Origin of the sequence: Chryseobacterium sp. IT-36CA2, from assembly GCF_949767875.1 — a bacterium.
Classification (GTDB): domain Bacteria; phylum Bacteroidota; class Bacteroidia; order Flavobacteriales; family Weeksellaceae; genus Chryseobacterium.
In genome coordinates this window covers 435,696-461,171 of the sequence record NZ_CATKPG010000021.1, presented here as the reverse complement: position 1 = coordinate 461,171, position 25,476 = coordinate 435,696, and the positions used below count along the sequence as shown (strand labels likewise).

General features: G+C 36.1%; 26 protein-coding genes. 15 read left to right on the top strand and 11 right to left on the bottom strand.

Going from position 1 to position 25,476, the window contains the following annotated elements:
* The first annotated feature begins 16 nt into the window (after window positions 1-16).
* The 7 genes from ACM6F9_RS13550 (at window position 17) to ACM6F9_RS13520 (ending at window position 7,608) form a co-directional block, all read left to right on the top strand.
* On the top strand, window positions 17-1,303 hold the full coding sequence (locus tag ACM6F9_RS13550) for a cation:proton antiporter (RefSeq protein ID WP_414846200.1): 1,287 nt from the start codon (window positions 17-19) through the stop codon (window positions 1,301-1,303).
* Window positions 1,304-1,311: 8 nt separating this feature from the next.
* A complete protein-coding gene (locus ACM6F9_RS13545) occupies window positions 1,312-2,028 on the top strand; it encodes a DNA alkylation repair protein (protein WP_414846199.1) in 717 nt (238 codons plus the stop codon).
* 132 nt (window positions 2,029-2,160) lie between these two features.
* Window positions 2,161-2,829 (top strand): hypothetical protein, encoded by a 669-nt coding sequence (locus ACM6F9_RS13540; RefSeq protein WP_414846198.1) that lies wholly within the window; start codon window positions 2,161-2,163, stop codon window positions 2,827-2,829.
* Window positions 2,830-2,846: 17 nt separating this feature from the next.
* A complete protein-coding gene (locus ACM6F9_RS13535) occupies window positions 2,847-4,868 on the top strand; it encodes a hypothetical protein (RefSeq protein ID WP_414846197.1) in 2,022 nt (673 codons plus the stop codon).
* The gene (locus ACM6F9_RS13530) at window positions 4,869-6,104 is read left to right on the top strand and encodes a hypothetical protein (protein WP_414846196.1); all 1,236 of its coding nucleotides are present in this window, start codon (window positions 4,869-4,871) and stop codon (window positions 6,102-6,104) included.
* A gap of 28 nt (window positions 6,105-6,132) precedes the next feature.
* On the top strand, window positions 6,133-6,471 hold the full coding sequence (locus ACM6F9_RS13525) for a DUF6122 family protein (RefSeq protein WP_034691863.1): 339 nt from the start codon (window positions 6,133-6,135) through the stop codon (window positions 6,469-6,471).
* A gap of 66 nt (window positions 6,472-6,537) precedes the next feature.
* Window positions 6,538-7,608 (top strand): calcium:proton antiporter, encoded by a 1,071-nt coding sequence (locus tag ACM6F9_RS13520; protein WP_414846195.1) that lies wholly within the window; start codon window positions 6,538-6,540, stop codon window positions 7,606-7,608.
* Window positions 7,609-7,655: 47 nt separating this feature from the next.
* Here the strand turns inward: ACM6F9_RS13520 and ACM6F9_RS13515 are convergent, their stop codons facing one another.
* Entirely contained in the window at window positions 7,656-8,036 is a 381-nt protein-coding gene (locus ACM6F9_RS13515; protein WP_414846194.1) for a group III truncated hemoglobin, read from the bottom strand.
* A 200-nt stretch (window positions 8,037-8,236) separates the two neighbouring features.
* Here ACM6F9_RS13515 and ACM6F9_RS13510 point away from each other — a divergent pair, with 200 nt between their 5' ends.
* The 4 genes from ACM6F9_RS13510 (at window position 8,237) to ACM6F9_RS13495 (ending at window position 11,522) form a co-directional block, all read left to right on the top strand.
* A complete protein-coding gene (locus tag ACM6F9_RS13510) occupies window positions 8,237-9,226 on the top strand; it encodes a hypothetical protein (protein ID WP_414846193.1) in 990 nt (329 codons plus the stop codon).
* Between the two features lie 259 nt (window positions 9,227-9,485).
* Window positions 9,486-10,457 (top strand): ion channel, encoded by a 972-nt coding sequence (locus tag ACM6F9_RS13505; RefSeq protein ID WP_414846192.1) that lies wholly within the window; start codon window positions 9,486-9,488, stop codon window positions 10,455-10,457.
* Window positions 10,457-10,945: a YkgJ family cysteine cluster protein gene (locus tag ACM6F9_RS13500; protein WP_414846191.1), complete on the top strand. Its 489-nt coding sequence runs from the start codon at window positions 10,457-10,459 to the stop codon at window positions 10,943-10,945. Before ACM6F9_RS13505 ends, ACM6F9_RS13500 begins: the two co-directional genes overlap by 1 nt.
* Window positions 10,946-11,225: 280 nt before the next feature.
* Window positions 11,226-11,522, top strand: coding sequence for a hypothetical protein (locus tag ACM6F9_RS13495; protein WP_414846190.1), 297 nt, complete (start codon window positions 11,226-11,228; stop codon window positions 11,520-11,522).
* Between the two features lie 42 nt (window positions 11,523-11,564).
* Here the strand turns inward: ACM6F9_RS13495 and ACM6F9_RS13490 are convergent, their stop codons facing one another.
* The 4 genes from ACM6F9_RS13490 to ACM6F9_RS13475 form a co-directional block, all read right to left on the bottom strand.
* Window positions 11,565-11,960 (bottom strand): iron chaperone, encoded by a 396-nt coding sequence (locus tag ACM6F9_RS13490; RefSeq protein ID WP_414846189.1) that lies wholly within the window; start codon window positions 11,958-11,960, stop codon window positions 11,565-11,567.
* Between the two features lie 103 nt (window positions 11,961-12,063).
* On the bottom strand, window positions 12,064-13,422 hold the full coding sequence (gdhA, locus tag ACM6F9_RS13485; protein ID WP_105700419.1) for an NADP-specific glutamate dehydrogenase: 1,359 nt from the start codon (window positions 13,420-13,422) through the stop codon (window positions 12,064-12,066).
* A 190-nt stretch (window positions 13,423-13,612) separates the two neighbouring features.
* Window positions 13,613-14,722, bottom strand: coding sequence for a DNA-processing protein DprA (dprA, locus tag ACM6F9_RS13480; RefSeq protein WP_414846188.1), 1,110 nt, complete (start codon window positions 14,720-14,722; stop codon window positions 13,613-13,615).
* Between the two features lie 32 nt (window positions 14,723-14,754).
* Window positions 14,755-15,522: a rhomboid family intramembrane serine protease gene (locus ACM6F9_RS13475; RefSeq protein WP_414846187.1), complete on the bottom strand. Its 768-nt coding sequence runs from the start codon at window positions 15,520-15,522 to the stop codon at window positions 14,755-14,757.
* 249 nt (window positions 15,523-15,771) lie between these two features.
* Between ACM6F9_RS13475 and ACM6F9_RS13470 the strand changes: the two genes are divergently transcribed.
* Window positions 15,772-16,698 (top strand): DUF3078 domain-containing protein, encoded by a 927-nt coding sequence (locus ACM6F9_RS13470; RefSeq protein WP_414846186.1) that lies wholly within the window; start codon window positions 15,772-15,774, stop codon window positions 16,696-16,698.
* Between the two features lie 224 nt (window positions 16,699-16,922).
* Window positions 16,923-17,846, top strand: a complete 924-nt coding sequence (locus ACM6F9_RS13465; protein ID WP_414846185.1) for a DUF3078 domain-containing protein — start codon at window positions 16,923-16,925, stop codon at window positions 17,844-17,846.
* 76 nt (window positions 17,847-17,922) lie between these two features.
* Here ACM6F9_RS13465 and sufD read toward each other — a convergent pair whose 3' ends face one another.
* The 4 genes from sufD to ACM6F9_RS13445 all read right to left on the bottom strand — a co-directional run bounded on the left by sufD (window position 17,923) and on the right by ACM6F9_RS13445 (window position 22,234).
* The gene (sufD, locus tag ACM6F9_RS13460) at window positions 17,923-19,257 is read right to left on the bottom strand and encodes a Fe-S cluster assembly protein SufD (RefSeq protein WP_414846184.1); all 1,335 of its coding nucleotides are present in this window, start codon (window positions 19,255-19,257) and stop codon (window positions 17,923-17,925) included.
* Between the two features lie 143 nt (window positions 19,258-19,400).
* Complete coding sequence (gene sufC, locus ACM6F9_RS13455; protein ID WP_105683083.1) at window positions 19,401-20,144, bottom strand: Fe-S cluster assembly ATPase SufC; 744 nt, start codon at window positions 20,142-20,144, stop codon at window positions 19,401-19,403.
* Between the two features lie 228 nt (window positions 20,145-20,372).
* Window positions 20,373-21,821, bottom strand: a complete 1,449-nt coding sequence (gene sufB / locus ACM6F9_RS13450; RefSeq protein ID WP_414846183.1) for a Fe-S cluster assembly protein SufB — start codon at window positions 21,819-21,821, stop codon at window positions 20,373-20,375.
* 83 nt (window positions 21,822-21,904) lie between these two features.
* Window positions 21,905-22,234 (bottom strand): HesB/IscA family protein, encoded by a 330-nt coding sequence (locus tag ACM6F9_RS13445; protein WP_027372006.1) that lies wholly within the window; start codon window positions 22,232-22,234, stop codon window positions 21,905-21,907.
* 212 nt (window positions 22,235-22,446) lie between these two features.
* Between ACM6F9_RS13445 and ACM6F9_RS13440 the strand changes: the two genes are divergently transcribed.
* Both ACM6F9_RS13440 and ACM6F9_RS13435 read left to right on the top strand, forming a co-directional pair.
* Entirely contained in the window at window positions 22,447-23,415 is a 969-nt protein-coding gene (locus tag ACM6F9_RS13440) for a GLPGLI family protein (RefSeq protein WP_414846182.1), read from the top strand.
* A 12-nt stretch (window positions 23,416-23,427) separates the two neighbouring features.
* A complete protein-coding gene (locus ACM6F9_RS13435; protein WP_414846181.1) occupies window positions 23,428-24,294 on the top strand; it encodes a GLPGLI family protein in 867 nt (288 codons plus the stop codon).
* 40 nt (window positions 24,295-24,334) lie between these two features.
* Here ACM6F9_RS13435 and ACM6F9_RS13430 read toward each other — a convergent pair whose 3' ends face one another.
* Together ACM6F9_RS13430 and ACM6F9_RS13425 are read right to left on the bottom strand one after the other, a co-directional pair.
* Window positions 24,335-24,532, bottom strand: a complete 198-nt coding sequence (locus tag ACM6F9_RS13430; RefSeq protein ID WP_414846180.1) for a hypothetical protein — start codon at window positions 24,530-24,532, stop codon at window positions 24,335-24,337.
* Window positions 24,533-24,569: 37 nt separating this feature from the next.
* On the bottom strand, window positions 24,570-25,433 hold the full coding sequence (locus ACM6F9_RS13425) for a neutral zinc metallopeptidase (RefSeq protein WP_414846179.1): 864 nt from the start codon (window positions 25,431-25,433) through the stop codon (window positions 24,570-24,572).
* Between the last annotated feature and the right edge of the window lie 43 nt (window positions 25,434-25,476).

Genomic DNA, 25,476 nt, shown 5'->3' with positions numbered 1-25,476 from the left:
AAATAAAAAACACTTAGTGGAATTATATTATTCATTTTCAGCATTAATCGTATTAGCATCAATATTTGCATATCTTAATTACAGGTTTTTAAAACTTCCAAGTACCATCGGAATTATGGTGATCGCTATTGTGGTTTCTATTTTTCTGGTCATGTTTGGAGAAACTGTGCTTCCGAGAACGTTCGGACATCTTCACAAACTGATGAATGGTATCGATTTTACGGAGGTTTTGATGGGAGCTATGCTTAATTTCCTTCTCTTTGCAGGAGGAATTCATATTAATATTAATGATCTGAAAGAACAGTTCAGACCTGTAGTAATATTTTCCACAGTAGGAGTTGTGATTTCTACTTTTGTAGTAGGATTCGGAATGTTCTATCTGCTTCCTTATGTGGGTGTTAAGCTTCCATTTATCTACTGTCTTGTTTTCGGTGCCTTGATTTCTCCTACCGATCCGGTAGCGGTTCTGAGTGTACTGAAACAGGCTAATGTATCAAAATCACTGGAAACAAAAGTAGCAGGAGAATCTCTCTTCAACGACGGTATGGCGGTTGTGGTTTTTACCGTGATCTTACAACTTGCCGTTGGAAAAGAGGTAGATCTTAGTGTTGAAACGATCGGGCTTCTTTTACTTAAAGAAGCTGGAGGAGGCCTTTTATTAGGGGTGCTGCTTGGTTGGGTTACATCAAGGTTGATGCGTGAAGTAGATGATTATATTATTTCTGTATTGGTAACGCTTTCTGTGGTGATGGGAGGATATCTTATTGCCCGCCAAATGCATATTTCAGGGCCGTTGACAATGGTTGCGGCAGGATTGTTTATGGGGAATTTCAACAGAAGTTTCAAAATGAAATCCGTTACTCAGGATTATCTTATTAAATTCTGGGAATTGATTGATGAAATTCTGAATGCTGTGTTGTTCCTTTTCATCGGGTTTGAGCTTTTGATGATTAAAGACCTTAAGCACTTTATGATTCCGGGCTTAGCTGCCATTGTAGTTGTTCTTTTTGCAAGATTTATTTCCATTTGGGGACCTACGAAATTTACTTCTCTGAGAAAAAGTTTCAGCCCGCAGACGGTAAAAGTTCTGGTTTGGGGAGGAATTCGCGGAGGGGTTTCCATTGCACTGGCGATGTCTATTCCCAAAAGTGAATACAGCGAAATTATTTTAAGTATTACCTACTGTGTTGTTGTATTTTCGATCATTGTTCAGGGGCTTACCATTGCCAAAGTAGCCAATCCCAATAAGATTGCAAAAGAAGAGGAAGAACAGGAAAATATTGCTGTAGAAGAAAACGCTTAAATTGTCATATGAGTATTGTTAAAGAAATACAGGAATCGCTTGCTGTTCTATCCATTCCTGAAAAGGCAGAATTCTTTCCTAGATTTTTCAAAACAGGAAAAGGAGAATATGGCGAAGGCGATTTGTTTCTAGGTGTAACAGTTCCGGATCAGCGCTCTGTTGCCAAAGAGTATTATTCGAAAATCAATTTGGAAGAGCTCGGTGTACTGCTTTCTTCAAAATACCATGAACACAGGCTGACAGCTCTTTTTATGCTGATTTCAAAGTTTGAAAAAACTAAAGATAAAGCCATAAAAGAAGAGGTGGTTTCTTTTTACCTGAATCACCTTCCTTATGTCAACAACTGGGATCTGGTAGACTCCACCTGTTATAAGATTTTGGGTAGATATACTTTTGAAAACCAGAAAGAAAGCCTTCTTAGGGAACTTTCGGAATCAGAAGAAATGTGGCATAAGAGAATAGCCATTGTGGGGACAATGCATTACATAAAAAAGGGATCATTTGATCTTACCAAAGAATTCGTAACCAGAAATCTAAAACACTCTCATGATCTGATGCATAAGGCCAATGGATGGTTATTAAGAGAAATGGGAAATAAAAATGAAGGTGAACTCATCAGCTATCTGAATCAGTATTACAAAGAAATGCCAAGAACCTGTCTTCGATATGCTATTGAAAAGCTGGACGAAGATCTTCGTCAGGATTATCTGAAAGGACGTATTTAAAAAATAGTATACGGAATCGTACCGTATTTTCCCCTAAAAAAGTACCGGGAAACAGCTATTTATGGCCAAAAAATCGAAGATGACAAGGATTTAAGGTCAAAATTGAGTAATTTTGTGGCTTTAAAACAAATCATGAAAAATTTTCTCAGATTATTTCTTACCTGTATTCCTTTGCTGTTTCTTACAAGCTGTTTCGATATCCTTGATAAAGTGAATGTAAAGGCTGACGGAACAGGAGAATATACCATTATTCTTAATGCCAGTAAGAGCAAAACAAGACTGGCATCCATCTCAAAAATGGAAACCATCAATGGAAAAAAAGTTCCGAAAAAAGCAGAAATTGAAAATAAAATCAATGAAGCAGCTAAGATTTTCAAAGGAACTCCCGGTATCAGCAATGTGAAAACATCCATGGATTTTGATAATTATATCATTAAACTGAGCTGTAATTTCAAAAAGATTGAAAACATCAATGCTGGTCTGGAAAAGCTGAAATCTCAGAATATATTGGGCAAAATGGTTCCCACACAAGTGTACAGCCAGAATCTTGAAAAAAAGACATTGACAAGAAATAAAGTCAATACTTTTAAAGCGGATTACGACAAGATGAGTAAGGCAGACAAGGAAGTTTTTAATGATGCAAAATATACTTCCATTATGCAGTTCGAGAGCACCGTGAAATCACAAACGAATAATACCTATGTTCTTTCTCCCAATAAAAAAGCGCTTAAACTGGAGGCTGATATCCTGGATCTGATCCTTCAAAAAAAACAAATACAAAACACGATTCTTTTTCAATAAATTTCTAAACTATAGTCATGAAATCTATCTTATTAAAAACACAAAAAATTATTTTTGTACTCTTTGGTTTTACACTGGTTTTTGCCCAAAACAGTATGAAAGTTCCGTCTGATGCCGTATTTTATATGGAAGTCAACGGAAAACAGCTTAATAATAAAATCAACTGGAATAAATTGAATCCGCTGCTTCATGAGCTAAGCAAAAAAAGCAAGGAAGCACCTTCATGGACAGATTATTCCAAAACCGGGATCAAATATGATGCTGTTCAGTATCATTACGCAAGCTTTAATGATTCTATTAAGACGTACAACACACATTTTATCATTGATAATAAGGAAAAGTTCCAGGAGTTCATTAATTCTGTAAAGAAAAAAGGACAGGAAGTTTCCAGCAGAAAGAATTATTCTTACGTAGACATTAATGATGATGTTTTTGTGGCGTGGAACGGAAGCCGCGCAGTTCTTAGCATGATAAGCTATACCAAGCCTTATAAAGATATTTGGTCTACTGAAGCTGTAGCAGACAGTACAGCAGTAGCTGTAGACAGCGTTGCAGTAGATGCCGGAGACAGTGCTTATACCGATGAGCCGGAAAAACCTTTTAACTATAAAGACGAAATCAAAAATCTGAAAGACGATATTAAGTATCTGAAAGAGGGTATCAAAGATAATAATCTGGAAATAGCAAGAATTCAGAAGGATATTAAGTATCTGCAGAAACATCATAAATATCCTGAAGAGAAGGAAAGTGCCGAGAATTCTGAAAATGGAGAAGAAATGCCTAACGATGGTTACGCTTACGATGAGGAAGAAGATAAAGCTTACAAAAAAGAACAGGATTCTATTCGCAGAGAAAACTTCAAAGTTGTGAAAAAGAACGCCGAAGACCGTTTCGACCTTTATTTTAGTTCAAATTTAGAAATTGAAGCTCCTAAAGAAATGCTGAAATTCAGAGACGCCAATTCTGATGTTTTTGTATATACAGACTATGGAAGAATTGTAAATGACGGGATCTATGGCAAAATGACGAAGTTCTACAGCTATGGACAGTTTTTCAAAAACATGTATGATTCCAACTATTCGTACAATCTGTATTTTGATAAGGATAAAGTAAGGCTGGTGAATAATTATCAGCACAAAAATGAAGATATTCAAAATAATATTTCAGCTATTTACAAAGGGAAGAAGAACAAAAAGCTGCTGGAGCTGATCAATGAAAAAAGCGTTGGTTACTATGCCATGAACGTGAATGGAGCAAAATGTTTCGACATGATGTACAGCCTTCTTCAGAATTCCGGAGAAAATGAGTACAAAAAAGAAATGGAGCTCATCATGGAAACCATGAAAATTGTTCTTGACGAGGAAGCAATTTCCAAAATTGCACCCGGAAACGGAATTTTTGTTTTGAACGAATTGAAATCCAAAACAGTAGAATATACCGATTACGAATACGATGCCGATTTTAACGAAAAAGAAGTAAAAAAGACCAAAGAAATCGCTGTTCCCAACTTCACTTTCGCTTTTGCAACAGAAAATGAAGGCTATTGGAACCGTATTTTTGATTTGTTGACTACCAATAAAAAACTGTCTAAAAGATTCTCCAAAAAAGGAAATTTTTACACATTCAAAGAAGAGAAAAATGGAGGGTATATTGATCAGCTGTTCTTTACCGTAAAAGATGGAGTGGTATATCTGATGAGCTCTGCCGACAATATTTTATCGGTAAACCAATCTGATATTTCCAGAAAATGGGCCAAAGATTCAGCGAAATATCCTTTGTCCGGAAGATTAGATATTCAGAAGCTTTTAACAGGTCTGGACAAAGAGTTTAAAACTCCAAAAGAAAGAAAAACACTGGATGCCATCAGAAAAAATGTAGGAGAAATGTATTATAAAACAGAGGTGAAGGGAGAAAGCATTCAGACTGAAATGAATTATAATATTAAAGACTCTTCGGAAAACAGCTTAATGTATTTCTTTGATATATTCGATCAGGTTTTTAAAACAAAAGAAAAAGAAGAGAAACCACAAATTTTATAAATGAACAAAAAGAAGATTATTGTCCCGTTAGTTGTATTGTTTGCTGTGGCGGTGTATTTCGTGGTTTTTTATAAAAACAAAAGCCTCAGATATATCCCTGAAAATGCAGATGCAGTAGCTTTAATTGATGTAAAGAAACTAACAGGACAATACCTCTTCAGTCTGGCAACACACCCTTCACATTGGTCAGAAAGTAAGTCCAAAGGTAAAAGTTCCGGTTCTTTGAAAGATGCAGGGATCAGAATTCCGGATTTTTTACAGATCTTTCACATTAAAGACACTAAGTTTTCCGAATGGTACAGTGTTTTAGAATTGAAAGATTCACAAAAGTTCATCACCTTTTTAAAGAAAAAAAATTTTGTAGCTAAGGGAAATAACCGCTTTCAGAATGATCAGTTTTTTGTTGTGGTCAATGGGAATCATTGCATAATGGGAACTTCAGATTCGGCCTTTGAAACCATTCAGAAACAAATTCTTCAGACTTCGAATTCTGTTCTGAATGCAGATCAGTTTATAAATAATTCGACAGGAAGTATTTCTTTCATTTCCGGGAAAAAGATTCAAAACTTTTCTATTGATTTAAATGAGGATGAAATTGAAATCAAAAACAATTCAAACACCGAAATTTTTAATGCTGTAGCTTCTAAACTACAGAAGAGAAATCATTTTCTGGACCTTGAATTAGACAAAGAAAACGTTAGAAACTTCAGCCTTTTTTTCAATAAAAATATAGCTGATTCCTCACAAATAGCTTACTTTAGAGCAACAGCAGATCTTGAGCAGATCAATGATACCATTATCAGTTATGAATATGATGATAATTTCAATGAAGTTGAAAAAAAGGCCTTCCAAAAAATTACCCAACCTACTTATTTCATTGATATTAAAAGTAGTGATCCCGGAAAAACCTGGGATTATTTCCAGTCTAAAAAGTGGATCAACAACGAAAACCAATTTACGGCAATTCCTTTCCAACCAAATCAAATCAGCCAAAATAATGAAGGTATTGCGATCAGATCAACCCGAAAATCAATATCATTATCACCTCAGTTAAAAGAAAATTATATTTTAATCAGAAACAGTGCGCTGTTGTATTCTTCCTTAAAAACACTGAGTATCACTGAAAAAAGAATCATTTCCGATATAGAGTATGTGATTTACGGAAATAAAGCAAAAGATTATTGGGTGAAAATAAAAGCAAAAAATGGAGAATTACCCTTAATTTTACGCTGGTAAATGTCAAAACCGAATAAAATTATCATTAATGGCTCCATCAGATATCGCATTGCTCAAAACCTTTACCCATTATTTTCTACATCTCGTTTTTCCAGTATTTATTGCATTAGTTTTTTATCGTAAAAACTGGAAGAAAGCGTATTTCATTCTTCTGGCTACCATGCTCGTAGATCTGGACCATCTTTTCGCCAATCCAATTTTTGATCCGTCCCGAGGAAGTATAGGTTTTCATTTTTTACATTCCTATTATGCCATTGCGGTGTATTTTTTGCTGCTGTTTTTTAAAGGAAATATTAGAATTATTGGAATTGGGCTTCTGTTTCATATGTTCACAGATTACCAGGACTTTAACTTCTGGCCTCATTAAAATATTATTAATATTTTCTTTTGATATTTAAAATTTCATAGATTTTTTGTATTTTGTAGTCACGATATGAGACTAAAAGAACTTTTACATTATACCTATATTTTTCCTATTTTGACAGTAGGATACTACTTTTCCGGTTTAATGGGAACTGGTGTTATTTATGATATCCTTGCGGGTGTTTTGCTGATCGCAAGTGTTTTATCAGCAGTGCATCATGCAGAAGTCGTTGCTCATAAAGTAGGAGAGCCTTTCGGAACTATTATCCTGGCTCTTTGTATTACCATTATTGAAGTCGCGCTGATCATCTCACTGATGGTTGCCGGCGGAGATCAGGCAATCACGCTGGCCAGAGATACGGTTTTCGCCGCTGTAATGCTTATTCTTAACGGAATTCTGGGAATATGTATTTTGGTAGGGGGGGTTAAATATCATGAGCAGTTCTTCGCAAGAACTTCAGCAACTACTTATCTGGTGAGTATTGTTTCCATTTTGGTACTTACCCTTGTCCTTCCTAATTTTACTTCAAGTGTCAACGGACCATTCTATAATGAAGCACAGCTTATTTTTATATCCATCGCATGTCTTGTTATTTACGGCGTTTTCCTGATGGTACAGACTGTGCGTCACAGAAGTTATTTTATTGTTCCTGATGAACATCCGGAAGAACATTATATTCCTTCACTTACAAAAACTCTTATCAGTTTTGCTTTTTTGGTGGTGTGTCTTGTTATTGTTGTGCTTATGGCAAAAGGATTATCCAATACAATAGAAGGGATGGTGCAAAGCCTTGGAGCACCTAAATCTTTGGTTGGGGTGATTATTGCAGCTGTTGTTCTTCTTCCTGAGGGAGTTGCAGCAATCAGAGCAGCAAGAGCCAATCAAATCCAATCCAGTTTGAATCTTGCGCTGGGTTCAGCATTAGCAAGTATCGGATTGACTATTCCTGCGGTTTCTGCGGTATGTATCATGTATGATATTCCACTGGTATTAGGTTTGGATAAGAAAGATATTATTCTGCTTTCTTTATCCGTATTTATCGTCATGCTTTCTTTGAGCCGTGGAAAAACAAATGTTCTGTACGGAACTGTTCTATTGGTAAATCTGGCAGCATATATCTTTACCGTAATCGTTCCCTAAAAGAGTCAATTTATTATTTGAAATAAATCCCGGCTCTTCGCACTACATTATAACCTTCTCGCCAAATCCATCTTGAAAGCCATTAGCTTTGCTATGTTTTCCGATTTGTAGATCGCCATATCCGCGTTTTCTCCTACGAAGTTTTCTTCAATAGTAGTACGCCAAAGCAGCAACCATCTGTCAAAGTGTTTCTGTTCCATAGCCTCTATCTCATTGATCGGGAAGTGCACGCCCATTGGGTTTCCTTTGTACGTCATCTGTCCGAAAAGGATAGACTCCCAAAAAGAGTACATTTTAGGAAGATGTTTGTCCCAATCTACTTTAGCGACATCATTAAAGAAAAACCCTATGGTTTCATCTTTAACAACCTTTGCATAAAATGAATTGACAAGGTGTTCAATATCTTCTCGGGATTCAAGCTTTTTCATAGTTCAAAGTTAGTGTAAATCATATAAAAAAATCCGATCTGAAAATTGATAAATTTCATATAAACAGCATTTTAGAATAAAACACAGGGTAAACAGATGAAAAATTAGGAAAAATTAAAATTTGATTAATTCGCAAAAAACCGCCTTAAAAGAACTTGGTTTTTGTAAATTTAATTATTAAACACTAAAAAATTATTAAAATGATTAAAAAAATCAATTCTTTTTGGTTTCTCTTATTGATGTTTTCGGTGTCATGTTCAAGAGATGAAGTGAGTGCAATGAATGATGATTCAGCAAAGGTAAATGCTGCTGATGTAAAGAAATCACAGCTGACAGAGGCAGAGATGCTTCAGAAAGGCTGGAAAATTGTAGATGAGTTTACATTGTCAGATAATAATAATCTGAGTGTAAAAAGTTCTACCAATGAAGAACGTGAAATTCCTTTCAAGCCGAACCATTTGAAAGATATAGGATATGATATCAGTTATTCCGGAGAAAGAACCAGACTGAAAAATGTTTTTGCTTATGGCGGACAGGTTCCGGACGGAATTATATTTAATCCTGATCTTTCTGTAGATGGAGATGCCCGGAATACAGCTCCTAATCCTAATGTTTCTATTGTTTTAGGAACTCCTCAGGTGACGGTAAAAACCGATGGAATAGATTTGCCGGACAACGCTTATACTACGGAAGCTATTAATAATGGAGATAGAGAAAGCGAAATTACAGTATCCTATTCTTACAAAAAGGGATATTCTACCTCCTGGAAGCGTACTGTTTCAGGATCATTTGAAGTGGCAGCATCAGTATCCGTTGATATTCCGTTAGTGGCAAAAGCTTCGGCAAGTACTAAAGTTGTTGTGGGAGGAGATACAACGGAGGGAACAGAAAATTCCGAGGAAATTACAGAAACCAGCACCTACAAAACTATTGTTCCGGCGCACTCTAAAAAGATTATTTCTATCCTGACAAAATTAAAAGGGTCTTCTGTGGAATACTTTGTGCCTATGAAATTGAATGGAAGATTGCAGGCCAACTTTCCTTCTCCAGTCAATGGCCATTATTATTGGGCTTTCCCTATTGAAGACTTCCCTAATTTTCTTTCAGATATACATGGAGAGTCAGGCACTGTGAAATCTGTCAGCAATGTAAGTGTTACTGTGATGGAATCACCTGCACAAAGTATATAAATTACTTTGATAAATAGGATATAAGCAGCAGAGATTCAAAATTTTCTGCTGTTTTTGTATATAATCTTTTAAATAAAATCATAATAAAAATCTACGAGAAAACAATCTGCTATCTGAATAACGAATGTTTGAGAAATGATGACTAAAAAACATAACTTTGCTTTTTTAAATATTTATAAAACAGAAGAGGAGAGCTGAAGATCTATCGGCTTACTTGCAGAGTGGAATTACTATACAACACAATCAAAATGATTAAAAAATGACAGGAGGATTCAGAAAAAAGATCCGTCAGAAAAATGCGGAGAACAGCGGTTTTGGAACCAATGCTTCTGGAAGATTTATCAATAAAGACGGCCTCCCGAATGTTCAGAGGAGAGGAGTAAACGTTTTCAACAGATTAAGCTGGTACCACACCATGCTGAACCTCTCTTCATTCCGTTTCATTTCTTATCTCGTTATTGCTTACATTTTGATCAATTTGCTTTTCGCGATGATCTATTACCTGATCGGTGTGGAACATCTTACAGGAATTGATAAAAGCGACCCGTTAAACGAATTTATCGATGTTTTTTTCTTCAGTTCCCAGACGTTTACAACAGTAGGATATGGAAGAATTGCTCCAGTAGGCTTTTTGGCGAGTCTTGTGGCTACTTTTGAAGCTTTTCTGGGATTGCTTACCTTTGCCATTGCAACCGGACTTTTTTACGGAAGATTTTCAAGACCACGAGCCTATCTCAGATTTTCTGATATAGCGGTTATTGCACCTTTTCAAGGCTCTTCGGCATTGATGTTCAGGCTTGCTCCCTATAAAAATAATGCATTAACGGATGCAGACGTGATTCTTTCAGCAGCTATTGAAGTTATAGAAAATGGAGTTGCTAAAAGTAATTTTTACAGGCTTGATACACAAATGAGTAAGATCAATACGCTGGCCCTCAATTGGACGGTGGTACATAAAATTGATGAAAACTCTCCGTTTTATGGCTTCTCTGAAGAAGATTTTAAAAATACAGATATTGAGCTTATTGTACAGGTGCGTGCATTTGATGAAGTATTTTCAAACACTGTAGTGCAGAGATCTTCATATACTACCGGAGAAATTGTTTATGGGGCTAAATTTGTTCCGATGTATTATCCAAGCAAAGAAAATATTACGACAGTCCTGGATCTGGATAAAATCAATGAATACAAGAATGAAGAGCTTCCGGAGTTTGTGAGAAATAATGAATAATGAATTTAGATTTTTATAAAAAACAGGCTATACAAAAGCAGAAAGAGCATAAGAAGTTTCTGGACGGATTAAAGAAAAAACCGCCCAAGAATCTTGATTATATCGTACAGGAAACCCATGAGGAAGTTTTTGATGAAATAGACTGTTTACAATGTGCCAATTGTTGCAAAACAACAGGACCTTTATATACTGAAAAAGATATTGAACGTATTTCCAAGCATCTTCGGATGAAGTCTGCTGATTTTGAAGCTAAGTTTTTAAGAGTAGATGAAGATAATGATAAAGTACTGCAGAATCTTCCGTGCTTTTTTCTGAATAGTGATAATACCTGTTCTATCTACGAAGTAAGACCTAAAGCCTGCCGTGAATACCCTCATACAGACCGCAAGAAGATCTACCAGATCAATAATTTGATGCTGAAAAATACAGTGATCTGCCCAGCCGCTTTTGAATTCGTGGAAAAAATGATGAAGAATATTGCGAAGTAGATGTAATGTAGGGAAGCTGGATGATGGAGGCGGGAAGCTCTCTTCGTTGATAATATGACTATTGCTTCTTTGATTCTAAACTTAGTTAAAATAGATTATTGAGCTGTTGTTTTCACCTTAAAAAACTTCCAGCTTCCAGCATCATTCTTCCAGCTGAACTAATTGAACCCTTTTTCCAAAATCCTCTTAAATAATTATAAAGTACGTTAAATAAGCTATTTACATATAATTTTATAAATGATGTCTCGTTTAAGTTAAACAATCATTTAAATATTACATTATGAAAAAGTTATTTTTAACGGCAGCGTTTACCTTAGTCGGAGTAATCGCAGTATCGGCACAATCAACAACACAAAAGCCAGCTGATACCTCAACTCATAAAACAACGACAACTCAAACTCAACCGAATACACAGACTACAAGTCCTTCGGATCCAAAAACCCAGGAAAAAACACCTGCTACAACAATGGAGAATTCACCGGCAACTGATCCAACAGTAAGTACAACACCTACTGATAACACTAAGCCTGCAGATACTCCTAAAGAAGAGAAGAAAGACAAAAAGAAGAAAAAGTAAGCACTTTAGCAAACACTAGTCGGAATCCTGGAATCTTGTATTTCAGGATTTTTTTTGCTCAATCTCTTCCATTTTAAACTGAACAATTTTATGAATTAAATCCCATGGAAGATCTTCGGTAATAAGAAACTGTACAGCTCCTTTAGAAAACTTGTACTTCCTTTCCTTAAAATCCTCCTCAAAATTTCGGATACCCTCAGCGCCAGGATAAAAACCAATATGTTTTTTGTATCCTGCAAAATAGATCAAAGGTTTTCCTTTATATCTGAAAGCCGGCATCTGATATCCAATATATTCTTCCAGATCTGAAACCTGAGAATGAATTGCTTTTCTCAGTTCAAGCAATTTTTCCTGTACCTCTAACGGAAACAGAAGAATATACTCATCAATATTTTTAAAGGTACTTTCCATAATATAAAAATAAAAAAAGCGCTGCATATAGCAGCGCTTTCTCCTTTCACTTTTTACTTTTTTCCCATTATCCCGGGAACAGGCTATATCAAAAAAGGTCGGGAATTTCTCCCAACCTTTGTTTTTTATGTTACACAACTCCTTGAGCTAACATTGCTTCTGCTACTTTTACGAAGCCGGCAATATTTGCACCTTTTACGTAGTTTACATAACCGTCTTCGTCTTTTCCGTAGTCTCTACAAGCTTTGTGGATACCGATCATGATTTCCTTTAATCTTGCGTCTACTTCTTCAGAAGTCCAGTTAAGACGGATAGAGTTCTGAGTCATTTCTAGTCCTGATGTAGCAACACCTCCAGCATTGGAAGCCTTACCAGGAGAGAATAATACTTTATTGTCTAAGAAATAGTTGATAGCATCTAATGTAGAAGGCATGTTAGCTGCTTCAGTTACACAGATACATCCGTTTTCAACTAATTTTCTTGCATCATCTAAATCTAATTCGTTTTGAGTTGCAGAAGGGAAAGCTACATCACACTTCACATCCCAAGGACGTTTTCCAGCGTGGAACTCAGCAGATGGATATTTTTTAGCATAATCTTCAGCTCTGTTGTTTCCTGAAGATCTCAACTCTAATAAATAATCAATCTTTTCTCCGCTGATACCATCTTTATCGTAGATGTATCCATCTGGACCAGAAACTGTTACTACTTTAGCACCCAGTTCAGTTGCTTTTTTGATAACTCCCCAAGCTACGTTTCCGAAACCTGATACCGTTACAATTTTACCTTCAAAATTCTGTCCGATTGTTTTAAGCATCTGCTCAGCGAAGTATACTACACCGTACCCTGTAGCTTCAGGACGGATTAATGAACCTCCGTAAGCAAGACCTTTTCCTGTAAGAACTCCAGTAAATTCGTTTCTGATTTTCTTGTACTGTCCGAATAAATATCCGATTTCTCTTGCTCCAACACCGATGTCTCCTGCAGGTACGTCTGTTTCAGGACCAATGTGCTTGCATAATTCTGTCATGAAAGCCTGGCAGAAACGCATTACTTCCATATCAGATTTTCCTTGTGGATCGAAATCTGAACCTCCTTTACCACCTCCCATTGGAAGAGTTGTTAAAGAGTTTTTGAATACTTGTTCAAAAGCTAAGAACTTAAGAACTGATAAGTTTACCGTAGGGTGGAAACGGATTCCTCCTTTGTATGGACCAATAGCAGAGTTCATTTGAATTCTGAAACCTCTGTTAACCTGAATTTCTCCTTTGTCATCAACCCATGGAACTCTGAAAATAATAATTCTTTCAGCTTCAGCCATTCTTTCAAGCAGCTTCATTCCGGTGTATTCTTTTTTAGTAGCAATGAATGGAATTACAGTTACGGCAACTTCTTTTACAGCCTGTAAGAATTCCGGTTCGTTAGGATTTTTTGCTTCAATTTTTGCAATAAACTCTTGGATTTTCTGGTCAATATTATATTGTTCCATATATTAAGGTTGAATATTATTGTCAACAAATTTAATTTTTTTTTCAAGATTCACAACACTCTATTTCAACATTGCTAAAAATTAAATAATAATGTTTCGTAATATTATTAAATTGATAATTTGTGATCAAAAATTATTAAAAATGAAATGTTATGTGTGAAATAATGCAATATTAAGAAATCGTTAAATATCAATTTGCGATAAATTGCCTCCCGGAAAATGATTTTACTTTCCCTAAAAGTTCCAATTCTAAAATTATTGGTAAAATTTTGTAAGTAGAAACCTCAATTTTCTGCGACAGATCATCCAGAGAAATCTGCGGCTGATCTTTGATGGATTGATATATTAAATTCTGAATATCAGATAATTGTATGTTTTTCTCACTGTGGGGAAATAACTCTTCTATTTTTTCTTTCGAGTCATTAAATCCAAGCATACCGATAAGATCTTTTATCGTTGAAATGGCTGTTGCTTTATGGTGGAAAATCAACTGATTACATCCCTGGCTGTTGGTTTCTGTAATTTTTCCGGGAAGAGCAAAAACCTCACGATTATAATCATTGGCAAATGCTGCTGTGCTTACGGAACCACCTCCAAAACCGGTTTCTACTACAATGGTCGCTGGGGATATTCCAGCAACGATTCTGTTTCTTTGTATAAAGTTTTCACGGTCTGGCTTTCTGTTAGAGCTAAATTCTGTGATTAGTGCTCCTCCTTCCTGGAGAATTTTTTCTGAAAGGCGTCTGTTTTTTGCAGGATATAAAAATTGAAAACCATGAGCCAAAACTCCTACAGTAGGTTTTCGGGTACGAATAGACTGTTCATGAACCTCTTTGTCAACTCCCAGGGCAAGACCGCTTACCGATATATAGTTGGAAGATTGTGAAGCATCAAAGAATTCTTCAATAAATTGCTGACCGTAAGCAGTCATATTTCGGGTTCCTACCATACTTACTTTGGCAAGCGAATCATTAATCTGTCCTTTTTGATAAAGTATAGCGGGAGCATCATTACATTCGTGAAGAAGGGAAGGGGTTTCATTGAAGTGTCTCAGCCTGATTTGGATATTATTTTTTTCGCAAAAATTTAATTCTTCTTCTGCGAATTTCAAATGAGCCTCATTACCTATATCCGAAACTGTTTTTTGTCCTATTCCTTCCAGTTTTTTATACTCTTTCTTTGCTCTTTTCCATGCTTCGTGAGCACTTCCGAAAGTACGGACAAGTTTATAAAAATGAATGTCGCCAATCTGGCTGCACTCGCGGAGAGCGATGGCATATAAATATTCTTCTGAGATCATGTGTGTTTTTTTCAAATGTAGTGAAATAAGTTTTATCTCTTCCTCAATTCATCTAAATGATCCCAGATATCATCTCTTTTTTTGTAAGGAAGCTCCATAAAGTCTTCCGGATGATTTTCTTTGTATTCCTGCCACAGTTTATCATCCTTTTCACTATAATAATTTGGAAATTCCCAAATGAATTTTTTCTTCTTTTCCCCTACATTTTTAAAGGAAAATGCAATAATACTTCCCACTACAGCTCCCGAAAGATGGGCCTGCCATGAGATTTTGCTCGGTTCCTGCATATTATAAAACAATTCTTCCGGAAGCATTCCCCATATTAAACTTCCATAATAGAGTACTACAAGCATGGAAATAGTCAGAAGTTTTGTATTCCATTTGAATACCCCGCTGAAAAAAAGAAAAAAGGCAAGAACATAAACTACACCACTGGCTCCGATAGTACATGTATACATATAGTCGCCGGTGAGAATATCAATAGGGGGAAGAAGCCATACCAAAAGCCCGGTTGCCAGCCAGCCAATAATAAAAACTTTGTTGGCTACAATAGGATAAAACTGATACAACAAAAACATCAGTGCAGCAATCGGAATAGAATTCCCTATAATATGATCAATATTTCCGTGTAAAAGAGGAGAGGTAACCACTCCGAGCAACCCTTCTGGCAAAAGCGGAATGATGGCTCCAAAACAGCTTTGAAAAAAGCCCTGCATTTGTAAAAAATACCCGAACCACATTGCAGAAAGCATCAGCAATGGGTATATAACCGCTCTTTTGGAAATTATATTTTTAAACATGAAGATTTTATGTCAAATCAAAAGCCAAGGATGAATTTCGGAAAATTTGGCGATGAATTCATTTCTACCTCCCTGATTTTAAGACAAAAGGTATCAAATTTTATTTTCAAACTTATTATTTTGGCATTGATTTTATATAAATATGTTATTGTGATTGATTCAACTTTGATGAATTTCGATTCTTTAAAGCTGAATTTACCTTTAAAAAAAATTATATTAATACTTTTGTATTGAAAATTATTTAGAGTAATGAAGAAGTTTTTATTGATTCTTTCCTTTTTGATAGGGATCTCTGCGAGTGCACAAAATGAATTGAAAAAAGATTCCGTAGTGGTAGACACAGTAAGATACTGGTCAGTATTAGGAAAAAATACATTAATGATCAACCAGGCTGCCTTTTCAAACTGGGTAGGAGGTGGAGCCAATAACGTCGGGTGGCTTGCCGGAGCCAATTACAACGTCACCTATGAAAAAGACAAAGATCTTTGGGAGAATATCATCATTCTTGGGTATGGTCAAAATGATACCAAAGGCCTTGGAATAAGAAAAACTCAGGATGTTATTAACGTTTCTACCAATTATGGAAGAAAGTTTTCAAAAAACTGGTATTTCTCTTTAGGTGCTGGATTGCAGTCACAGTTTGCAGCAGGATATGAAGATGGGAATAATCCTGAAGCCAAAAAAATCTCAAACTTTATGGCACCAGGTTACGTGAACGTCGGGATGGGTATCACGTACAGGCCTAATGATGATCTTACGGTAACTTTACGCCCTACCAACGCCAGATGGACTTTTGTACTGGATAAAGATCTTCAGACGGCGGGAAGTTATGGTTTAAAAAATGATGGTGATACTTCTTTATTGCAGTTCGGTTTTCTTGGAACAGCAATGTACAAGCTGAAAATAATGGAAGATATCTATTTAACGAATACAGCTTCAGTCTTTTCCAATTATCTAGACCACCCGGAGAGACTGGTTCTTGCTTATGGGGCACTTCTGAACCTGAAAGTTAATAAGTATATTTCATCCAATGTCACTGTGGATTTATTGTATGATCATAACCAGATAGAAAAGACACAGCTGAAACAAACCCTTGGAATTGGTTTCGCTTATACACTGAATAACGGTGTAAAACGCTCTGACCGTAAAGACAGCCAATGGTGGATAAAAAAATAAGAGAGAATAAATATATCAAAAAAAACACTTCAGAAATGAGGTGTTTTTTGTTTTTAAAATTCTGTAGTTTTAAGTTGACTTAAGTTTGCTTGGCTTAAAAGTGTTGGTTAAATGATTTATTTTCATAGGATTAGAAGCATTAATTTAGTAGTGTTAAATTCATTTTAAAGTGAATTTTATTCCGGCAAAGATTATTATTTATACATTTGTAATAAATCGACATTATGAAAAAACTTTTATTGATCAGTTCTATTTCTTTAGGAACTGTAGCAATGGCTCAGGAGGTTAAAACGGAAGCCCCGGCAACTGATACTGTTAAAGCCTGGTCTATTCAGGGGCAAAATACATTAATGCTTAATCAGGCTGCCTTTTCAAACTGGGTTGGAGGAGGAGCCAACAACGTTGGATGGCTTGCCGGTGTCAATTACAATCTAACCTATGAAAAAGGGAAGGACCTTTGGGAAAACATTATTATTCTAGGATATGGACAAAATAATACACAAGGAACGGGTGTAAGAAAGACTCAGGACGTTATCAATCTTTCTACCAACTATGGTAGAGAATTTGCCAAACATTGGTATTTTTCAGCAGGAGCTGGTCTTCAGACTCAATTTGCTCCCGGATATGAAGATGGGAACAACCCTGATGCTAAGAAAATTTCCAATTTTATGGCACCGGGCTACCTGAATTTAGGCGCTGGGGTTACTTACCGTCCCAATGATAATCTTTCTGTGACCTTACGTCCGGCGAATGCAAGATGGACTTTTGTTTTAGATAAAGATCTTCAGAAAGCTGGAACATATGGTCTTAAAAATGATGGAGATTCTTCTCTTTTCCAATTCGGTTTCCTTGGTACAGCAATGTATAAGCTGAAAATTATGGAGAACATCACTTTGCTGAATACTGCTTCTGTATTCTCAAACTATCTTGATCATCCTGAAAGACTGGTTCTTGGATATAGCGGAGTTTTAAGCATGAAAATCAATAAATACATCTCTACCAATGTAACTCTAGATCTGTTATACGACCATAATCAGATATGGAAAACGCAGTTGAAGCAGACATTAGGAGTAGGGTTGGCCTATAATTTCGATAATGGAAAAAAACGTTCTGATAATAAGGACAACCAAGGTTGGTTAAAGAAATAAAACAGAAACATTATCTGCATAAAAATAACAAAGCACTTCAAAAAGAAGTGCTTTTGTTTATCAATATATATAAGTCTTAGAATTCTATATCAACTCCTAATTTCTCAGCCAATAGCTTTGATATTTTTTCTTTTAGAGGCTCTATATCAATGTTTTGCATTGCGTCATTAGCGAAAGCATATAAAAGTAATGCCTGTGCTTCTTTTTTAGAAATTCCTCTCGCTCTCAGGTAGAATAAAGCATCTTCATTCAATTGACCTACGGTACAACCGTGAGAACATTTTACATCATCAGCAAAGATTTCTAACTGAGGTTTAGTATCAATACTAGCCCCCTCACTTAGCAATACGTTATTATTTTGCTGATAAGCATTTGTTTTCTGAGCAATTTTGTCAACGAAAACTTTTCCATTGAAAACTCCATGGGCGTTACCATCAAAGATTCCTTTGTAGTTCTGATAACTTTCACAGTTCGGGAAGTTGTGGTGAACTGCCGTGTGGTGGTCTACCAATTGATCTTTCCCAATGATTGTGATTCCGTTCATGAATGAATTGATATTGGATCCATTATGAATAAAATCAAGGTTGTTTCTTACCAGCTTACCTCCGAAAGAGAATGTGTTTACAGTCGTTAAACTGTCTTTCTCCTGTCTTGCGAAAGTACTGTCGATAAGATAGGTTGTATTGTTATCATTCTGAAGCTTGTGCCAGTCGGCTTTTGCATTCGGATAAGTAAAGATCTCCGTTACAGAGTTTGTCAATACATACGTGCTGTCAAAATTATGGTGGCTTTCAATCACTTCTACTTTGGCTCCTTCTTCTACAATCAAAAGGTTTCTTGTATTGTAGAATGTGTTTTCCTCTTGATTTTGAGAAATATAGAAAACGTGGATTGGTTTTTCAATCACTACATTTTTAGGAACCTTAAGGAAGAATCCATATTTGCAATAAGCAAGGTTCAGGTTAGTAAAAGCCTGTTCTTTAGAAGCAATCGTATTGAAATATTTTTCAAAAACCTCTTTATGCTTCTCATCGTTTAATGCATAGTTGAATGAAAGAAATTCTACGTTTTCAATAGAAACTTTAGAAAGCTCTTTGTGAAGTTTACCGTTTACAAAAACAATCCAATCAAAATTTTCTTCCCCAAGGTGCAATTCATCAAACTGCTCCTTAGTGATATTGTGGTTCTCTTTCGGGAAGAAGTTGTAGCTTTTTTCCGTGATTTCCTTTAGATTGGTATATTTATATTCTTCGTCTTTTTTAGTAGGAAAACCAACGTCTGCAAATCTCTGAAGAGCTGCTTTTCTTTCATCATCCAGAAATCTGTGACGAAGACTCTCCAAAAATTCATTATGGTTCTCTGTAAGTTGTTCTTTTAATGCCATTACTGGTATATCTGTGGTTTGCACCATTTTTTCTTTTTTTTTGAACTAAAATATTGTTATTCCGAGGAATAGGGAATCCAATTTTTAATAGTAGAGATTCTTTATTTCGCCAGACTTCACGAATGAATGATTGCTGAAAATTTTAATCTCTGAAATAATATATATTCTTCTTAGTTAAGAAGCCAGTCGTAACCTTTTTCTTCAAGTTCTAATGCCAAAGATTTATCACCAGTTTTGATGATTTTTCCATCTGCTAAAACGTGAACGAAATCAGGCTGAATATAGTTAAGCAATCTCTGATAGTGTGTAATCAAAAGAACTGCATTTCCTTCATTTTTAAAGTGGTTTACACCATCTGCCACGATTCTTAAAGCGTCAATATCCAATCCTGAATCAGTTTCATCAAGAATAGCCAATTTAGGATTAAGCATCATCATCTGAAAGATCTCATTTCTTTTCTTTTCACCTCCTGAGAATCCCTCGTTCAATGATCTTGAAAGGAAATCTTTTTTGATTCCCAGTTTTTCAGATTTTTCACGGATTAATGCAAGCATTTCTTTTGCCGGCATTTCTTCCAATCCATTTGCTTTTCTTGTTTCGTTTAAAGCAGCTTTGATAAAGTTCGTTACAGAAACTCCCGGAATTTCCACTGGATACTGGAAAGAAAGGAAAATTCCTTTGTGAGCTCTATCTTCAGGAGCATCTTCACTGATGTCTTCTCCCTGGAAAAGAATCTCTCCACCAGTCACTTCGTAATCTTCTTTTCCAGCGATTACAGAAGAAAGGGTAGATTTCCCTGCTCCGTTCGGCCCCATAATAGCGTGAACTTCGCCCGGCTTTATTTCAAGATTAATACCTTTTAATATTTCTGCACCATCTTCAATTTTGGCGTGAAGGTCTTTAATTTGTAACATTCTTGCTAACTTTTGCTTTTTATAATTGTGTGAGCTTCTTATCAGTTTATATACATTGTCTTTATCTGGAGTATTTCCTCAAGAGACGGATAGAAGCTTTTTATATTTTATGTTTTTCATCATCTTCTGGGAAGATGAGAACTTATATTTCCGTACAAAACGGTTCTTGATCTGATAAAAACACTGAAAACCTTGCCATTAAATCAGTTTGTTTTTATCTGAAGTATTTTATCCAACCGAACCTTCTAATGAAATCTCAAGTAATTTCTGAGCTTCAATAGCAAATTCCATGGGAAGCTTGTTCAAAACTTCTTTACTGAATCCATTTACAATCAGAGCAATTGCTCTTTCTGTATCGATACCTCTCTGGTTACAGTAGAAAATCTGATCTTCCCCGATTTTTGAAGTTGTTGCTTCGTGCTCTAACTGTGCAGTCGGATCTTTGATTTCAATATAGGGGAAAGTATGAGCCCCACACTCATTACCCATCAATAAAGAGTCACATTGTGAAAAGTTTCTTGCTCCTTTTGCAGAAGGCATTACTTTTACCTGTCCTCTGTATGAGTTTTGAGATTTTCCGGCAGAGATACCTTTTGAAATAATCGTTGATTTGGTATTCTTTCCGATGTGAATCATTTTTGTTCCTGTATCTGCATACTGGTGGTTGTTCGTTACCGCGATAGAGTAGAATTCTCCGATAGAATTGTCTCCTTTAAGGATGCAAGACGGATATTTCCATGTTACTGCAGAACCTGTTTCAACCTGTGTCCATGAGATTTTTGCATTTCTTTCGCAAAGACCTCTTTTCGTTACAAAGTTGAATACCCCTCCTTTACCTTCTTCATTACCCGGATACCAGTTTTGAACAGTTGAATATTTGATCTCAGCATTGTCTAAAGCGATCAGTTCCACTACTGCAGCGTGAAGTTGGTTTTCATCTCTTGACGGTGCTGTACATCCTTCAAGATAAGAAACATAACTTCCCTCATCAGCTACAAGAAGTGTTCTTTCAAACTGTCCTGTTCCTGCCTGGTTGATACGGAAATAAGTGGAAAGTTCCATAGGACATTTTACACCCTTAGGAATATAGCAGAAACTTCCGTCAGAAAATACTGCGGAGTTCAATGCTGCGTAAAAATTATCTCCTCTCGGAACTACTTTTCCAAGATATTTTCTTACTAAATCAGGGTGGTTTTTAATAGCCTCAGAAATTGAACAGAAAATAATTCCTTTTTCTGCTAATGTATCCTGGAAAGTGGTTTTCACAGAAATTGAGTCCATTACGATATCTACGGCAACTCCGGAAAGTCTTTTTTGCTCTTCGATGTTAATCCCTAGCTTAGCGAATGTTTTCAATAATTCAGGGTCTACCTCGTCAAGACTAGCCAGTTCAGGCTTTACTTTAGGAGCAGCATAGTAACGGATTGCTTGAAAATCTGGTTTTTCATACTTGATATTGGCCCAGTTAGGCTCTACCATTTTCAGCCAGATTTTGAAAGACTCCAAACGCCATTCAGTCATCCATTCCGGCTCTTCTTTTTTAGCAGAGATGGCACGGATGATGTCCTCATTTAAACCGATCGGGAAATCTTCATAATCAATCTTCGTTTCCCAACCGAATTCATATTTTTTATTTTCTAGATCGACTCTTAAATCGTCTTCTGTATATTTACTCATTATTTTTTTTTAGATTTCAGATTTTCAATTTCAGAATTCAGAATAGCTCTGAGGTCTGGAATCTAGGATCTAAGGTCTTTTCTCTAAAGACTAAATGATTCTCCACATCCACATGTTCTGGATGCATTCGGGTTGTTAAAAACAAACCCTTTTCCGTTCAATCCTCCTGAATACTCAAGAGTTGTGCCTGCTAAATAAAGGATGGATTTTTTATCTATAATAATTTTAATGTTATTATCTTCAAAAATCTGATCTGTGTCTGTTTTTTGGTTATCAAACTTTAAAACATACTCTAAACCAGAGCATCCGCCGCTTTTCACCCCTACTCTTATATAATCTTCAGCAGGGTTAAAACCATCTTCCGTCATCAACTGGATGGCTTTCTCCTTTGCATAGTCTGATACTTTTATCATTGTATTTATTTAGAATGATTTAATGATGCAAAAATACGAACTAATTTCCGCAATCTCAAATCGAAGATATCTATTTTAATGATTCTGATATTAATAGCGAGATTGAAAGGGGTTATTTATGTTAAAATTAGATAAATTTGTTATCCTTATGTGAAGATTTTGTTTCTCATTTTAACCTTGAAACGTATTTTATATCTATAAATAAAATTGTAATGAAACAAAAAATAGCTGCTTTTTTTGTATTGTTTTTCACTGTAGCGTCTTATGGACAGACTACAAGATTTGTTTACGAAACACAGGTAAACCCGGATTCCATCAATCTGGTGAGTATGAAAAGTGAAAGAACTTTTTTGGATATTAAAGGAAATCGTTCCTTATTTATCAGCGAAAATAAGTTGAAAAGAGACTCTCTTTTTACTTCTCTAAGATCGGAAGCGAAAGAAAATGATAAAAAAGAAGAAAAAGATTTTTCAAAGCTGGAAGGAAAGAAACATTTTGAACCTACTTTCTTTGAATATTTTATTTCTAAAAGCATTCCGGATCAGAAAGTATATTATTATGAAAGAGCAGCAGGAAAACAAATTTATTATCAGGAAGACAGACCTGTAAAATGGGAAGTGACCAATGTTATTGAAAAACAAAATGGATATTCTGCCCAGAAGGCAGTGACTGAATTTGGGGGAAGAGTCTGGACAGCATGGTTCGCAAAAGAAATCCCTTTTTCTGATGGTCCTTACAAATTCTCTGGATTACCAGGATTGATTGTAAAGCTGGAAGATGATAAAGGAGATTATAAATTTGATCTTGCTAAAAAAATTACCGTTAAGAATGCTTTTGAAGAACAGATAAGCTCTGACGCCAAACAAAGTACAAGAGCTAATTTCCATGGTGATAAAGCTGCCCTGGAGCTGGAGTTTGGTAAAAACAGAAAGGCAATGGCTGGAAATAACAGTGGTGGAAATATGAATATGGGAGGAGGAAGACATAATGGCGGCATGGGCGGCGGAATGAATGGAGGAGGGATGAACGGTGGTGGAATGAGGGGCGGCCACCACGGAGGTGGCGGAATGCACAGAGGTGGAATGGGCGGTGACACTCAGGGAATGCCAATGTCACAAGGCTCCTCTGTAGAAACTCCTTCTTTTACGAATACAGCACAAAACCCAATTGAATTAAAATAAACAAAAATATAAATGAAAAAATTAGGTATTATCGCATTGGCACTCTTTATACAGAATGTTTCTGCACAGACAAACAGGTTTGTGTATCAGGTGACTATGAAGCCTGATGCCGAAAATAAAACAGATATCAAGACAGAAAACGCTTACCTGGATATTTCCCCAGAAAAATCTGTATTCTATTCAGAAAACCGGATCAAAAGAGACTCTATTATGCAAAAAGCATTTCAAGGAGGAGGTGGTAGAGGAAGTATCAATAGAGACCAAATGGAAGGTTTGAGGAGCAATATCAGTTATTCCGTAGAAAAAGATAAAACAAATCAAAAGACGTATTTTAAAGACAGAATTGGACGTGATATCTATTCTTATGAAGAAGACAGGCCTCTGAACTGGAAAATCGGATCAGAAACAAGAAAAATAGGCGAATACAAAGTTCAGAAAGCAGAGGCTGATTTTGGAGGAAGAAAGTGGACAGCATGGTTTACAACAGATCTTCCTTATCAGGATGGGCCATATAAGTTCGGAGGACTTCCGGGGCTGATCGTAAAAGTGGAAGATGATAAAGGAGAGTATTCTTTTGATTTGATGAAGAACTATAAGATTGCGGAGTTTCCGACTTTGAATCAGTTTGGAAATACTTTAAAAGTGAAAAGAGCTGATTATTTAAAGCAGCAGGAGAAATTTAAGACCGATCCTATGTCATTCATGAGTCAAAGTGGCGGTGGACAAGGTGGATTTGCGACTACAATACGAGTAGGTGGCGGTGGAAGAGGCTCTGGAGGTGGTGGTGGAAACCAAAATCCTGCGGATATGAGAAAGAGAATGGAAGAAAGGGTAAAAGAAGAAGCTAAGAAAAATTCTAACCCAATCGAATTGCAATAAAATGAAAACCCCTGAAAATTTTTCAGGGGTTTTATATTTGTTATAGATGATCAGGACAATACATAAAGTTGTGTGCAAATGTTTCCAATTTTTGAATCCATAAAGCTGATGCTCCAGGTCTTCTATCTTCCACATTGTACGAGTGACATGGTGTATGCTTCATCCCACCCCCGATATTTTTCATTGCATCTTTAGAAAGCTTAATAGCTTTGCTCTCGAAATTTTTTTTGATTTTCATTGAATATTAGTTTTTATGAATTGCTAATATATGAAAATTATTTCAATAACTGGTTGAAAGTATCTCCCTGTCTGATATCTCCAGTATTATAACCTTTCATAAACCATTCTTTACGCTGTGCAGAAGATCCGTGGGTAAAGCTTTCCTGATTCACATATCCCTGTGCTCTTTTCTGGATGTTATCGTCTCCAACGGCCTCTGCGGCATCTATAGCTGATTCAATATCTCCGGGTTCCAGAATATGTTTGCTGTCATTGGTTCTTTTTGCCCAAACTCCGGCATAGAAATCTGCCTGTAATTCTGTAGCAACAGATACTCTGTTCAATTGTTCTTCAGAATATTTTCCACTTCTTCTTAATGCATCTACTTTTTGTGTTGTTCCTAAAAGGGTCTGCACATGATGTCCTACTTCGTGAGCAAGAACATAAGCTACTGTAAATTCGGTTACTTTGGCTCCGAATTTTTGCTGCAATTCATTAAAGAAACTCATATCCATATAAACCTTCTGATCAGCCGGACAATAGAATGGTCCCATGGCAGACTGAGCTGTACCACATGCTGAAGAAGTTGTATTTTCAAAAAGAACCACTTCAGGAGCGCTGTAAGTCATTCCGTTTTCCTTAAAAATCTGATCCCAGGTAAGTATATTCCATTTGGCCATCATATCTACCATTTGTCCTACTTGCTTTTCGCCTTCTGAAAGTTCTCTTGGTCCACCGGAATTTCCTGAAGACTGTAGACTGCCGGAATTCAAAATACCGGACGGATCACCTCCCAAAAAGAATACGATGGCTGCTATAATTAAAGTTCCGAGTCCTCCTCCTACGATCATACCTCCACTGCCTCCTCCGGAACCACGGCGGTCATCAACGTTTCCGCCTCTGTCGTCTGTCCATTTCATGATAATAAATTTAGGTGTTAATTTAAATATTTTATGCCAAAGT